General features: G+C 71.7%; 11 protein-coding genes. All 11 read right to left on the minus strand.

Translation table 11 applies throughout. The features are described 5' to 3' along the window. Positions 1-69: 69 nt before the first annotated feature. The 11 genes from JMF97_RS07285 to JMF97_RS07335 all read right to left on the minus strand — a co-directional run bounded on the left by JMF97_RS07285 (position 70) and on the right by JMF97_RS07335 (position 14260). Positions 70-2931, minus strand: coding sequence for a PQQ-dependent sugar dehydrogenase (locus tag JMF97_RS07285; RefSeq protein WP_203220784.1), 2862 nt, complete (start codon positions 2929-2931; stop codon positions 70-72). Between the two features lie 306 nt (positions 2932-3237). Beyond that, on the minus strand, positions 3238-4305 hold the full coding sequence (locus JMF97_RS07290) for a polyprenyl synthetase family protein (protein WP_203220785.1): 1068 nt from the start codon (positions 4303-4305) through the stop codon (positions 3238-3240). Then, on the minus strand, positions 4302-5690 hold the full coding sequence (locus tag JMF97_RS07295) for an alkaline phosphatase family protein (RefSeq protein ID WP_203220786.1): 1389 nt from the start codon (positions 5688-5690) through the stop codon (positions 4302-4304). The genes JMF97_RS07290 and JMF97_RS07295 overlap by 4 nt, the downstream gene beginning before the upstream one ends. Next, positions 5687-6877: a metabolite traffic protein EboE gene (eboE, locus tag JMF97_RS07300; protein ID WP_203220787.1), complete on the minus strand. Its 1191-nt coding sequence runs from the start codon at positions 6875-6877 to the stop codon at positions 5687-5689. Before eboE ends, JMF97_RS07295 begins: the two co-directional genes overlap by 4 nt. Continuing rightward, the gene (locus JMF97_RS07305) at positions 6877-7728 is read right to left on the minus strand and encodes a TatD family hydrolase (RefSeq protein WP_203220788.1); all 852 of its coding nucleotides are present in this window, start codon (positions 7726-7728) and stop codon (positions 6877-6879) included. The genes eboE and JMF97_RS07305 overlap by 1 nt, the downstream gene beginning before the upstream one ends. Continuing rightward, complete coding sequence (locus JMF97_RS07310; protein ID WP_203220789.1) at positions 7728-8345, minus strand: EboA domain-containing protein; 618 nt, start codon at positions 8343-8345, stop codon at positions 7728-7730. Before JMF97_RS07310 ends, JMF97_RS07305 begins: the two co-directional genes overlap by 1 nt. Positions 8346-8461: 116 nt before the next feature. Further along, entirely contained in the window at positions 8462-9523 is a 1062-nt protein-coding gene (locus JMF97_RS07315; RefSeq protein WP_203220790.1) for a sugar phosphate isomerase/epimerase family protein, read from the minus strand. Further along, a complete protein-coding gene (locus tag JMF97_RS07320) occupies positions 9520-10389 on the minus strand; it encodes an SCO3242 family prenyltransferase (protein WP_203220791.1) in 870 nt (289 codons plus the stop codon). Before JMF97_RS07320 ends, JMF97_RS07315 begins: the two co-directional genes overlap by 4 nt. Further along, entirely contained in the window at positions 10373-11533 is a 1161-nt protein-coding gene (locus JMF97_RS07325; protein WP_203220792.1) for an inositol-3-phosphate synthase, read from the minus strand. The genes JMF97_RS07320 and JMF97_RS07325 overlap by 17 nt, the downstream gene beginning before the upstream one ends. A 451-nt stretch (positions 11534-11984) precedes the next feature. Further along, positions 11985-13160: a Gfo/Idh/MocA family protein gene (locus JMF97_RS07330; RefSeq protein WP_412101348.1), complete on the minus strand. Its 1176-nt coding sequence runs from the start codon at positions 13158-13160 to the stop codon at positions 11985-11987. 56 nt (positions 13161-13216) lie between these two features. Beyond that, positions 13217-14260, minus strand: coding sequence for a substrate-binding domain-containing protein (locus tag JMF97_RS07335; protein WP_203220794.1), 1044 nt, complete (start codon positions 14258-14260; stop codon positions 13217-13219). Positions 14261-14329: the final 69 nt, after the last annotated feature.

A 14329-nucleotide genomic window follows, 5' to 3' on the forward strand; every position in this document is an offset into this window, starting at 1 on the left:
AAACGATCGTCGTGTTAGGAGGGGCCCCTTGTACAACACTAGGCGTTAACAGGGGGCCCTTCCTTGCAGCTACGGAAGGATCCAGCGCTGGTTGGCGTTGGTGTGGCAGGTCCACAGGTGCACCGCCTGGCCGTCGGCCGAGCTGTTGTTCGACACGTCCAGACACTTACCCGAGTTCGGATTACGCAACGTGCCGTTCGACTGCGCCGACCAGACCTGGGCGACACCGCCGTTGCACGTCCACAGCTGGATCTTCGTGCCGTCCGCCGAGGCGGCGGCGTTGACGTCCAGGCACTTGCCCAACGCGCGGATCGTCGAGTTCGGCGTCACCGTCCAGGTCTGCGCCGCACTGCCGTTGCAGGTGAAGATCTGGACCTGGGTGCCGTCGGCGGTCGCCGCGTTGCGTACGTCGAGGCACTTGCCGCCCAGGCCGGTGATCGGTCCGGCCCGGTCGCCGCCACCGCTGCCGGTGGTGAAGGCGAACGAGTCCAGGTCGTAGAGGTGGCCGGTGCCCGAGCCGGCGAAGGTCAGGTAGAGCGTGGTGGTGCCGGTGGGCGGGTTGCTGACGGCACCGGTGACCGTGGTGAAGCTGTCCCAGGCCCCGGTGACGGGAACGGTCGCCGAGCCGAGGACGGTGCCGGTGGCCGAGCCGGCCCGCACCTGCAGCGTGCCGCCGGCGCCGGCGGAGGAGACCCGGGCGCTGAACGAGGTGACGTTGCCCAGCCGGTACGGCTCGAACGCAACCCAGTCACCGTTGTTGATGTTGCCGACGGTCTTGCCGCCCTCGGCGGTCGGCTTGTCGAAGGCGTCGACACCGGAGGCGGTCTTGTAGTGCTCCGCCTGCCGCTTGCGCGGTTGCAGGGTGTGCTGCGTGTGGGTGGTCAGCCCACCGGCGTCGGTGTACTCGGCGTCGAAGATGCCGAAGATGTTGGCCGCGTCGTCGTGTTCACCGTCGACCGGTACGGCGATCGTGCCGGTGCAGCCGTTCTGCGAGGTGATCTGGTGGCCGTGGCTGTCGTGGCCCAGCACGTAGGTCATCTTGACCCGGGTGCAGTCGATGGTGCCGTCCTCCGGGTCGGTGACGGTGATGCTGAACGGCACGGTGTCACCGAAGCTGAACAGTTGGCCGTTGCCGGGGCTGGTGATGGTGACCGTCGGGGCGGTGTTGCCGACCCCGATGCGTACGCTCGCCGTGCCGGTGGCGCCCTGCGGGTCGCGTACGGTCAGCGTGGCGGTGTAGTTGCCGTTGGCGGTGTACGTCTTGCTCGGGTTGGCGGCCGTCGAGGTGGTGCCGTCGCCGAACGCCCACGAGTAGGTGAGCGTCCCGCCCTCCGGATCCGATGACCCGGCCGAGGAGAAGTTCACCGTCAACGGGGCGATCCCGGAGGTGCGGTTCGCCGAGGCCACCGCCGTCGGCGCCCGGTTGCCACCGCCGACGTAGTCGTAGCGGTACAGCGCCGAGTTGGCGTCGCCGTTGTAGTAGCCGGTGCCGTAGTCGAGCACGTACAGCGCGCCGTCGGGGCCGAAGGCCATGTCCATGACCTGCTTGCCGTTCCACGGGAACGAGGCGTCGATGCTGCCCACCGAGCCGTCGGCGTTGACGTGGATCGGCTTGATCCAGCCTCGACCGAACTCACCGGCGAAGAACTGGCCGTCGAAGCTCTGCGGCCACTTGGTGGTCGACGTCGACGCGGCGTTGTAGCGGTAGACCGGCCCGCCCGACGGGGATTCGGAGCCGCCACCGAACTCGGGCGGGCTGCCGGCGTCTCCGGCGTACCGGATCCAGGCGGGTTTGGCCGCCGGCAGGGTGGTCAGGCCGGTGTTGCGGAACGAGTTGTTGGTGGCGCCGCCGGTGCAGTTGTACTTCGCCCCGGCGGTGTTGTTGGCGAAGTTCCATTCGGCGTACGTCTCGTTGGTGGTGTTGGTGCCGGTGCAGTACGGCCAGCCGTAGAAGCCGGGGCCGGTGATCCGGTTGAACTCGACCTGGCCGGAGGGGCCACGGGCGCTGGTGGAGCCGGCGTCCGGCCCGTAGTCGCCGACGTAGACGATGCCGGTGGCCTTGTCGACGCTCATCCGGAACGGGTTGCGCAGGCCCATGGCGTAGATCTCCGGGCGGGTGTTCGCGGTGCCGGGGGCGAACATGTTGCCGGCCGGGATCGAGTACGAGCCGTTGGCGTTGACCTTGATCCGGAGGATCTTGCCGCGCAGGTCGTTGGTGTTGGCCGCGCTGCGCTGGGCGTCGTACGCCGGGTTGCGGTTGGTCCGCTCGTCGATCGGGGCGTAGCCGCCGGAGTCGAAGGGGTTGGTGTCATCACCGGTGGAGAGGTAGAGGTTGCCGGCGGCGTCGAAGTCGATGTCGCCACCGACATGGCAGCACATGCCGCGGTCGGCGGCGACGTCGAGGACGTCGACCTTGCTCGCCTGGTTGACGGTGAAGTCGGCGTTGAGGGTGAACCGGGAGAGCCGGTTGACGCCCTGCCAGGCGGAGAAGCTGGTGCCGGTGGCCGGGGCGTCGCCGCCGGGGGTGGACAGCGGCGGCGCGTAGTAGAGGAAGATGTGCCGGTTGCTGGCGAAGTTGGGGTCCACGCCGACGCCCTGCAACCCTTCCTCGTCGTGGGTGTAGACCGGGATCGTGCCGATCACCGTGGTGTTGCCGGCCGCGTCGGTGCGGCGCAACGTGCCGTTGCGGGCGGTGTGCAGGACGGAGCGGTCCGGCAGTACCGCGAGAGTCATCGGCTCGCCGACCTCGGCGACCCCCTTGGCGAGGGTGACCTGCTGGAAGTCGGTGGCCACGATGGGGTGGGCCTGGGCCGGAGTCGGTCCGCCGATCGCGGTCGGACCGGCACCGAGGGCGACCGTGCCGGCCGTGACGGCCAGGAGCAGGGCCGCGCCGGAGGTGAGCCACCGTGCGGGGTGGCGAGTGCTGTCCATTGTGGACATTGGAGGGCTGTCCCTTCCTGACGGGTAAAGCCAGGGCGGGGCGCGCGCCGTCGCGCCGAATGCCGTAGCGGGGGGATCGCCCGGACGACCGATGGCCGGGGTGCGTGGTCGCGCGGGGGATGGAGACGGGTCGGTCCGAGGGTTCCCGCGCCGCCGGTTCACCTCATCGAAACATTTCGGTACCGGCTATGACACTAAATGGCATTCGTCGATGTGTCCATACCTTCCGCCGAGGACGCATGGACTTTCGTTGATCTGATCAGAAGTTGGGGAGGTTCCAACCGATCCACCTGCACGTCAACGGTGGCGGTCGACCGCCTGGGCCGCCAACGCGGTCAGCGCCGCCCGACTCTCCGGCGTCACCGTGGTCTGCGCCAGAGCGGCCAACGCGGCGTCGGCCCGCACCTGGATCATCTGCTCGATCGTCGTACGCGCACCGGTGCTCTCGATGATCTCGCGCAGCTCGGCGGCGCCCTCGGCGTCCAGGTCAGGATTGCCGAACAGCTCCCGCAGCCGGGCACTCTGCGCCCGGTTCGCCGCGTCGCGGGCCAACGCCATCATCACCGTCGGCTTGCCCTCGCGCAGATCGTCGAGGATCGACTTGCCGGTGACCGCCGGATCACCGAAGACCCCGAGCACGTCGTCACGTAGCTGGAAGGCGTCGCCCAACGGGTCGCCGAACTCGGCCAGCGCGTCGACCAGCTCCGATGGCGCCCCGGCCAACGTGGCGCCGATCTGCAACGGCCGGGTCACCGTGTACCGGGCCGCCTTCATCCGGATCACCGTGAGCGCGCTGGCCACCGAGCCGCCCCCGACACCGGAGACCAGGTCGAGGTACTCCCCCGCGATCACCTCGGTACGCATCAACGAGAAGACCGCGTAACCCCGGTGCACCGACTCGGCGTCCAACCCGCACTCGTGGAACATCTGATCCGACCAGGCCGCGCAGAGGTCCCCGCAGAGCAGCGCGGTGTTGCGCCCGTACGCCTCCGGATCGCCCCGCCAGGACGACCGGGTGTGCAGGTCGGCGAAGATCCGGTGCACCGAGGGTTCGCCCCGACGGCGGTCGCTGCCGTCGAGGATGTCGTCGTGGATCAACGCGAAGGCGTGGAACAGCTCCAGCGCCGCGGCGGCGGTCACGATCGGGGTGCTGTCCGGGCCACCGGCCGCCCGCCAGCCCCAGTAGCAGAACAGCGGTCGCAGCCGCTTGCCGCCGGCCAGCACGAAGCGGTGCAGCGTGGTGAAGACGCCCCGGGGCGCGCCGTCCGGCCAGTCCGGGTCCTGCCGGTCGAGAAAGGCGGTCAACTCCGCGTCGAACCGGGCCCGCAGTTCGTTCGCGTCGGTCGGAGCGATCGTGGCCGTCACGACGCCTCCAGTCCGGCCAGCTCCAGCAGCAGCCCCTTCACCTCCGTGGCGGCGATGCGGTCCCGGGCCGGTGACGGGTCGGAGCAGAGCAGCACCGGCCCGTCGGCCGGGTCGGCCGGCAGTCGACCGTGCGAGCCGCGTACCGCCCGCGCACCGGCGTCCAGGCCGACCACGCTCATCAGGTACCGCATGCCCAGCTTCTTGCGGGCCAGCGCGACGGCCGCCCGGCGCTTCGCCGCGCCCGGGGCGGCCGGGTCGAAGAACAGCTCTGCCGGGTCGTACCCGGGTTTGCGGTGGATCTCGACCAGTCGGGCGAAGTCCGGTGCCCGGGCTTCGTCGAGCCAGTAGTAGTACGTGAACCAGGCGTCGGGCTCGGCCACCAGCACCAGTTCACCGGCGCGCGGATGGTCCAGCCCGTGTGCCGCCTTGCCGTCCGCGTCGAGCACCTCGGCCACCCCGGGCAGCCCGGCGCAGAGCTTCGCCACCGCCGGCACGTCCGCCGGATCGCGGACGTAGACGTGGGCGATCTGGTGGTCGGCGACCGCGAACGCCCGCGACGTCCACGGGTCGAGGTACTCCATGCCGGCCTGGGTGTGCACCCGCAACAGCCCTTCGGCGCGCAGCAGCCGGTTCACGTCGACCGGCCGGGAGACGTCGGTGATGCCGTACTCGGAGAGCACCACCACCGTCGTGTCCCGGGCCTGCGCGGCGTCCAACAGCAGCGCGAGCACCCCGTCGAGTTCGGCTGCCGCGGCGGCGGCCTGGGGTGCGGACGGCCCGAAGCGTTGCAGGTCGTAGTCCAGGTGCGGCACGTAGACCAGGGTCAGGTCGGGAGACTGCTCGGTGAGGATCTGCTCGGCGGCCCGGCAGATCCAGCTCGACGACGGCAGACCCGCGCCCGGCCCCCAGTAGGTGAACAGCGGGAAGGTGCCCAGCCGCGCGGTGAGATCGTCGTGCAGCTGCGGCGGATCGGTGTAGCAGTCCGGCTCCTTGCGGCCGTCGGCGTAGTAGACCGGTCGCGGGGTGACCGTCCAGTCGACATCCGCGCCCATCGCGTACCACCAGCAGACGTTGGCCACCGTGTAGTCGCTGCGTACCCGCCGGGCGGCCTGCCAGAGCTTCTCCCCGCCGACCAGCGCGTTGTGCTGCCGCCAGAGCAGCACCTCACCGAGGTCACGGAAGTACCAGCCGTTGCCGACGATGCCGTGCTCGGTCGGCAGCGCACCGGTGAGGAAGGTCGACTGCACCGAACAGGTCACCGCCGGCAGCACCGTACCCAACTCGGCGGAGAAGCCGGTGTCGGCCACCGCGCGCAGCCGGGGCATGTGGGCCAGCAGCCGCGGGGTCAACCCCACCACGTCCAGCACCAGCAGCTTACGAGTCATGGGGTAACCACCGTTTCGGTCGGGGTCAGCCCGAGGGCGACCAGTTCGTCGCGGGCGAAGGCCAGCTCGGCGGCGATCCCAATGGCCAGCTCCGCGTCGGTGCCGGGGCGCCGCGCGGCCGGCAGCACCCCCCAGGTGTACGTCTCGACGTCGAGGTGGTCGCAGCCGGCGTCGACCCCGCTGAAGAGGGCGGCCAGCGCAGCGCGCAGCACCGGCAGGGTCGAGTCCAGCGGCGGTTCCGGCGGGGCGTGCAACGGCACGTGGTAATGCACCCGCCACGGGCCCGGCAGCCCGGCGTCGAGAGCGAGATCGAGGTCGTCGGCGGCCCACCGGGGATCCGCCGGGTCGTGCGACCCGGCGCAGCCGACGGTACGGGTCTGGTGCAGGAACCGCGGCTCGACCCAGCGGCGCAGCGCGGCCGTCTCGCCCGCCGGGTCGGAGGCCTGCAGCGCGGCGGACACCTGCACCTTCACCACCGGCAGGCCGGCCGCGGCCAGCCGGTCGAGGGCGACGCTCGGCTCCTCCCACGCGCAGGCGAGATGGGCCAGGTCCAGGCAGACACCGAGCCGCTCGGTGTCCACCCCGGACAACGCCGACACCGCCTGCGCGCTGCTCTCCACCACACAGCCGGGCTCCGGCTCGAAGCCGACCCGGATCGCCCGGCCGCTGTCCCGCTCGACGGCGGCCAGGCCGGCGGCAAGCTGATCGAGACGCCGCCGGGCCGCGTCCGCACTGGCGGCGTCCCAGGGCGTACGCCAGGCCAACGGCAGGGTGGAGATCGAGCCCCGGGCGGCGTCGTCGGGCAGCAGATCGGCCAGCACCCGGGCCAGATCCAGGGTGTAGTCCAGCCGCTGCTGCGTGGTCCAGTCCGGCTGGTAGACCGCGCCCTTGACCACCGGCGCCTGGAAGGCGGCATACGGGAAGCCGTTGAGCGTGACCACCTCCAGCCCTCGTACCGTCAGCTCGGTGCGCAACCGACGGCGGGCGCCCGCGTCGGCGGCCAGTTCGGCGGCGACCGGGGCGGCCAGCCACAGGCCCAGGCCGAGCAGGTCGGCACCGAGCGCCGTACGCACCGGCAGCGCGTAGCGGTCGAGTTGGGCGAGGATGCCGGCGAGGTCCTCGGCGGGATGCACGTTGGTGCAGTAGCCGAGGTGGATGGTGCGCCCGCCGGCATGCCGTAGTCGCATCAGCCGCCGCCACGCAGGATCGAGTTGCCGGCGAAGGTGGCCTCGGCACCGTCACCGTCGCTGAGGTCGAGCCGACCCGACTGCCCGTAGAACTCGATCGGGTTGCGCCAGAGCACCCGGTCGACGTCCTCGTCGGTGAACCCGGCAGCCAGCATCGCCTCGCCGGTGGCCTTGGTCAGCAGCGGGTCCGACCGCCCCCAGTCGGCGGCGGAGTTGACAAGCATCCGCTCGGTGCCGTACGCCTTGAGCAGTTCGACCATCCGGGGCGGCGACATCTTGGTGTCCGGATAGATCGAGAAGCCGAGCCAGCAGCCGGTGTCCCGGACCTGCTTCACGGTCACCTCGTTGAGGTGGTCGACCACCACGCGCCCCGGTTCGATGCCGGACTCGGCGACCACGGCGAGGGTACGGTCGACGCCGCGGGCCTTGTCCCGGTGCGGGGTGTGCACCAGCGCCGGCAGGTCGTGGGCGACCGCCAGGGCGAGTTGGGCGGCGAAGGCGGCGTCCTCCTCCGGCGTCATCGAGTCGTACCCGATCTCGCCGACCGCGACCACGCCGTCCTTCTCCAGGTAGCGGGGCAGCACGTCGAGCACCGGCCGGCAACGCGGGTCGTTGGCCTCCTTCGGGTTGAGCGCGACCGTGGCATGGTGCCGAATCCCGAACTGCCCGGCCCGGAACGGCTCCCAGCCGACCAGCGAGTCGAAGTAGTCGGTGAACGATCCGACGTTGGTACGCGGTTGGCCCAGCCAGAACGCCGGCTCGACGATCGCCTGCACCCCCGCGGCGGCCATCCGCTCGTAGTCGTCAGTGGTGCGGGACGTCATGTGGATGTGCGGGTCGAAGATGCGCATCACGCCTCCCTGTGGTGCGGTTGGCTGCCGGCGGTCAGCCGGTCCAGCAGCGCGGTGGCGTCGTCGGGCATGCTCCGGCCCGCGGCCTGCCGCTCAGCGGCGAGCCCGGCGAGCATCACCGCCAGTTCCCCGTCGGCGCGGGCGTCGAGATCCGCCACCACCGCCAGCGGTACGCCGGTGAAGACGCACTTGAGCACCGCCTGCCGCCAGGTCGACGCGTCGAGATTCGCCGCGTACGGCCCGAGCGCCGCGGCGACCAGCCGGGTGTCGTTGGTACGCAGCGCATCGTGCAGCAGCGGCACCCCGGCCGCACCGATCGGCAGCAGCGGCAACGCCTTGAGCACTGCCCGCTTCTCGGCGGCGTCACCGGTGCGGTACAACGCTTCGGCCCGCTCGGCATGCTCGGACGGCAGGTTGGCCAGCAGCAGCGCCCGGGCCGCCTCGTCAGCGGTCCACCCGGGCAGGTCGGGCAGCTCGGCCCGACCGCAGCGCCGACCGACCGCCGGGAAGAACCTCGTGATCGCCGACGGCTGCGCCGCGACGCCCGCCAGGGCCGCCACCAGCCAGTCCGGATCGGGTATGCCCCGCAGGGCCGCCCGCAGGTCGTCCGGTCTCATCGCCGTCCTCACCTCTCTCTCCGTGCCACGTTGCTGCCTGCCGTGCCTCGGTGCCTTGCCGCCTGGTGCCACCCCGTTGTTCCGGCGGCCGGGCGTCGTCATGCCACGCTGCCTCGTCATCGCAGGCCCGAATCGTCCCCACGGCCCCTTTGCTCTGCTTCAACCCACGCAGCGGTCGCTGTCCGGATATCGGACGCCAGTGATGCGTCCGTTGAAGCAGAGCAAAGGGGTTCGGTAGGAATGCCGTCCGCAGCGGCGGCACGCTCAGAAGTACTGGCCACCGGCGTGGCGGGGGTGGGGAGCGCGGTGGAGGCGATGTGGAGGTAGTCCAGCGAGCGGGCTGCTACGGCCGGTGCGGCGTGCGAGTGGCGGGGTAGTTCGACTGCGACCAGGCCTCGGTAGTCGACCTCGCGCAGCGCGGCCAGCACCGGCGGGAAGTCGATCTCGCCCTCGCCGAACTCCAGATGTTCGTGCGTACCGCGCCGCATGTCGTCGATCTGCACGTTGACCAGGTGCGGGCCGACGTCACGGACGCAGTCGGGCACGGACAGCGACTCCAGGCAGCGGCAGTGTCCGATGTCGAGGGTGATGCCCAGGCAGGCCGGTGCGTCGAGCGCAGCGTGCAGCCGTCGCCAGCCGGCGATGTCCTCGACCAGCATGCCCGGCTCGGGCTCGAAACCGAGCGTCACGCCGGCCCGGTCGGCCGCCTCGACCACTGTGGCACAGCCGGCCACCAGGCGGTCCCAGGCCAGGGTCGGTGCGACCGCTTCGGGGCGTACCCCGGCCCAGAAGGAGACCGCCTCGGCACCGAGGTCGGCGCCGATGGCCACGGCCCGGCGCAGGAACTCCACCCGCAGCGCGGCGTCGTCGTGCAGCAGCGTCGGGGCGTGCTTGCGCCACGGGTCGAGCAGGTACCGGGCACCGGTCTCGATCACCACGGCGAGGCCGAGTTCGGTCAGCCGACGCGCGACGGCGTCGACCCGCCGGGCCAGTTCCGGCGCGAACGGGTCGAGATGGTCGTGGTCCAGGGTCAGCGCGACACCGACGTAACCGAGGTCGGCGATGACCGCCAGCGCGTCGTCGAGACGATGGTTGGCGAAGCCGTTGGTGCCGTACCCGAAGCGTAGGCCGCCAGGCCCGCCGACCGCGGGGACGGGCGTGCCCTCGGCGGCGGTCATGTCGGGGAGACCTTCCGGGCCAGCCGTCGGCCCAGCGGTGCCGCCGCCGCCACGGCCACCCCGAGCAGGCCGGCACCGGCCCGCGCGGTCAATGCGCCCTGCAGGGCGGGCAGACCGGTGATGCCGGCACCGACCGCCGCGCGGACCCGGCCGGCGGTGGGCTCGCTGACCACCCGTGCCTGCGCGGCGCCGTAGCGGGCGGCGTACCACCCGGCGAGCACGGCCGGCAGCGCCGCCGCCACCGCGCCGACCGCACGGCGGCCGGGGGGTACCGCGGCGCTCGCCGCGACCAGGGCGGTGCCGGCGAGCGTACGCAGCGGAAGCCCCTTGTCAGCGCCGTCGACCTCGCGTCGGGACAGGGCGGTGACGGTCCAGGTGTGTGCGGCCACGGTCACCGCTGCGGGCAGTGCCCGGAGCGGGCGGCCGCCGGCGGCACCGAGCAGCACGTCCAGCCCACGGCAGGCGGCCATCACGGCCGGGCCGGCGGCGGTGTTCTTGGCCAGGAGGTCGTACCCCCAGATGGTGGCGGCCAGCGGCACCGCGACGGCGGCGGCGCGGCGGCCCCCGGCGGCGGCGGCGAGGCCGACGCCCGCGGCGGTGAGGCCGGCGGCGAGGCCGACCGCCGCGCCAGGGCTGATCCGCCCGCTCGGGATGGGCCGCTCCGGGCGTTCGACGGCGTCCAGCTTTCGGTCGGCCCAGTCGTTGGCGGCCATGCCGGCCCAGTAGAGCAGCACCGACGCGGTTGCCAGAGCCGGCGTACGGGGACCGAGCGCGCCGGCCGCAGCGGCGCCGGCGACCACGTCACCGGGCACCGAGAGGGCGGCCGGGGCCCGGACCAACTCGACGAGGTCAGCCACGCGGGTCATCGGTGCCTCCGGTGTGCAGCCGGTGGGCGAACTCGCACAGCCGGGTCCACTGGTCGGCCAGCGAGTGGGTGCCTTCCCCGAGCGGATCCTTGAAGAAGAAGGCCAACTCGGTCAGCGGCCCGCTATGTCCGGCGGCGTGCGCGGCGGCGGTGAGCCGGGCCAGGTCCAGTACGAGCGGGGCGGCCAGCGCCGAGTCGCAGCCGTGCCAGGTGAACTCCAGGCGCATGCCGGTGCCGAGGAAGCCGGCGAAGGTGATCAGGTCCCAGGCGGTCTTGAAGTCGCCCAGTTCCTCGACGTAGTCGATGCGGGTGTCGCCCTGGGGCAGGTAGCCGAGCGTCTCGCCGAGCACCCGCTGCTTGCTGCGTACCTTGGCGGCGTTGGCGGCCGGGTCGGCCAGGGTGGCGCCGTCTCCCCCGCCGAGCAGGTTGGTGCCGGACCAGGAGCGCACGTGCAGGTTGCGCATCGCGAACATCGGAGCCAGTACGGACTTGAGCAGCGTCTCGCCGGTCTTGCCGTCGTGCCCGGCGTACGGCACCCGGTGCTGCAAGGCCAGCGCGTTCAGCGCCGGCAGCCGCAGCCCGGTCGACGGGGTGAAGTCGACGTACGGGCAGCCCGCCGTCACCGCCGCGTACGCGTACAGCGAGCTGGGTGGCAGCACCTCGTCGGGGCCGGTGAGGGCGGCGCTGAGCGCGGCCGGGTCGGCGTGGGCGGGGTGCGGCTCGGGGGCCGGTTCGGTGGCCGAGACGTTGACCACCACGACCCGGGCCAGCCCGTGTCGGTCATGGAACTCGGTGAGGTCGCGGACGATCGCGGCGGCCCGGTCGGCCTGGCTGCCGTCGGTCGGCGCGGGACGCAGTTCCTGGTCGACCGCGGCGAGTTCCTCGGGCAGCGCGGCGACCAGCCGAGCGGGCAGCACCCCGGCGGCGGCGAGCGTCTCGGCTCGCTTGGCCAGTGGGGTGGCGACCACGTCGTGCCCACCGAAGACCAGGTCGGAGAAGGTCGGTAGGGCGGGACCACCCACTGCGGGCAGTTCGGTGACACACCCGGTCGGCCTGGTCAGCCCGGCGCGCAGCGCGAGCGCCCCGACGATGCTGGTGGTCGCGACCGAGCCGCGCGCTCCCACCAGCCAGACACCCGTACGCATGGCGCTCCTTCCCGTTCGTTAGGACCGTCCTGGGGATGTTGCGCCCCGTCCGCCGTCCGCTCCGATGCGAGTCACCGACCGGCGCCGACGTCGGCGGCGTCACCACCGGACCGGTAACCCGGAGCGGTACGGACGGACGGGGCTGGCAGGCAGCGACGGTCGGCGTCTCGCCTCTGCCTACCCGCATCCGGTCCGGCCGCATGGCAGCGCGACCGGCCGGACGACGACCTGAAAACTCCTGGTGCAAGCCCCGGGTGGGTCCTGGGGCCGGTTGGTCGGGCGGCGGTCCTCCGGTGCGGCCGGGGAATCCCGGTCCGACCGCACCGGAGGAACCGCATTGCTCGTGCCCTGCGGGCCGGGCGGCCCGAGGGCACGTCCTCCGGTACCCGACCCGTTCCGGCCGCGGGGCGCAACCGCGGCCGGCCCTCGCCGGTCGGGTACCGAAGGTGGCTCAGGCGGTGGCCGTCGCCAGTGCCGGCTCCACAGCGGTCCACGAGGACCCCAGTTCGGCCGACCGGACCACCGCGTCCAGCACCAGTTGCACCTGCAACGCCTCGGCGAAGGACGGGCTCGGGTCGACCCCGGTCGCCACCGCCTCGATGAAGTCGCGCATCTGGTGGGTGAAGGAGTGCTCGTACCCGATGATGTGTCCCGGCGGCCACCAGGCCGACAGGTACGGGTGCTCGCCCTCGGTCACCAGGATCCGGCTGAAGCCCTGCTCGGCGGTGGGTCGCGTCGCGTCGTAGTACTCCAGCTCGTTGAGTCGCTCCAGGTCGAAGGCGACGCTGCCCAGCGACCCGTTGATCTCGACCCGGAGAGCGTTCTTACGTCCGGTGGCGAACCGGGTCGCCTCGTACGTGGCCAACGCCCCACCGTTGAGCCGGGCGACGAAGATCGCCGCGTCGTCGACGGTGACCGGTCCGGTGGCGGCGCTGCCTCCGTCGGTCTGCGCGGCCAGCCCGCTGGACTCGCTCGGCAGCGGCCGTTCCTTGACGAACGTCTCCGTCACCGCGCTCACGCCGGTGATCTGCTGACCGGTGACGTACTGGGTGAGGTCGATGATGTGCGCACCGATGTCGCCCAGCGCGCCGGAGCCGGACACCTCCTTACGCAGCCGCCAGACCAGCGGGAACTGCGGGTCCACGATCCAGTCCTGCAGGTAGGTGGCCCGCACGTGCCGGATCTCGCCGAGCCGCCCCTCGGCGACCAGCTGGCGCATCAGCGCCACCGCGGGCACCCGCCGATAGTTGAATCCGCACATCGACCGCGCCCCGCCGGCGCGGGCGACGGCCGCCGCGGCGGCCATCTCCTGCGCCTCGGCGACTGTGTTGGCCAGCGGCTTCTCGCACAGTACGTGCTTGCCGGCGGCCAACGCGGCCAACGCGATCTCGGCGTGGCTGTCACCCGGTGTGCAGATGTCCACCACGTCGATGTCTGGTCGGGACACCAGCTCCCGCCAGTCCGTGGTGTGCTCGTCCCAGCCGAGCCGGTCGGCGGCCTCGGCCACCTTCCCGGCGTCCCGGCCGCAGATGAGCGCCATCCGGGCCCGTGCCGGCAGGTCGAACACCCGGTTCACGGTGCGCCACGCCTGTGAGTGCGCGGCACCCATGAACGCGTAGCCGACCATGCCGACCCGCAGTTCGTTGTCGTTCGTGGACAAGGTTGGGTCTCCCCCCGGTCGTGTCAGAACCCGAGCTTGAGGTAGTTGCTCGCGTTCTCCTTGGTGATCGTTTCGGAGGCGAGGATGATCTCCTTGGGCACCTGGAGCTCCACCAGGTCGGACATGCCCCGCTCCTGGCCGATCAGCCGGGCCAGCGAGATGGCCGACGAGGCCATCGACGGGCTGTAGGTCACCGTCGCCTTGAGCACCGTGTTGTCGGCCTGGATGTCCTCCATCGCCTTCTTCGAACCGGCGCCGCCGACCATGAAGAACTCGTTGCGGTTGGCCTGGCTGATCGCCGCCAGGACACCGATGCCCTGGTCGTCGTCGTGATTCCAGATCGCGTCGATCTTCGGCTCTGCCTGGAGCAGCTGGCTCGCCTCACGCTGCCCGGTGTCGACGGTGAACTCCGCCGCCCGCCGGTTCTTCACCCTCAGGCCGTGCTGGGCGAGCGTGTCGTTGAAGCCCTTCGTACGCTCCTGGGTCAGCTCCAGCGAGTCGATGCCGGCGATCTCGGCGATCACCGGGTTGCTCACGCCCTTGGCCTTGAGCTGCTCGACGATGAAGGTGGCGGCGGCCACGCCCATGCCGTAGTTGTCGCCCTTGATCTGCAACCGGTACGCCTTGGCGTCCGGGAAGGCCCGGTCCAGGTTGACCACCGGAATGCCGGCCGCCATCGCCTCCAGGCCGAACGAGTTGAGTTCCTTGCCGTCGTGCGGCAGCAACACGATCACGTCGGGCCTCTGCGCGATCAGCGTGGACAGCGCCGCGCGCTGGGCCGCCGCGTCCGCGCCGGCCTCGACCGTCTTGAACTCCACATCGGAGAAGGCAGCGGCCTGGGCCTTGGCGTTGTTGGTGATCGCGGCGATCCAGCCGTGGTCGGCGGCCGGGGCGGAGAAGCCGATGGTCACCTGCTTGCCGGGCTCGGCGTTGCCGCCGCCCTCGGCCGCCTTGGTCTGCGCCTCGGTCGGCGTGCCCTGTTCGTTGCTGGTGCAGCCGGCAAGCAGTACGCCGGCCCCGACGGCCGCCCCGCCGAAGAGCAGCCGGCGGCGACTGTGCTGGGTCATCACGACCTCCTGATTATCAGTGGTGGAGAGGAAATTTGGGTGTGCGAGACCCGACCACCGTCGATGTGC

The sequence above is a fragment of the Micromonospora fiedleri genome (genome assembly GCF_016774385.1).
Lineage (GTDB): Bacteria > Actinomycetota > Actinomycetes > Mycobacteriales > Micromonosporaceae > Micromonospora > Micromonospora gifhornensis.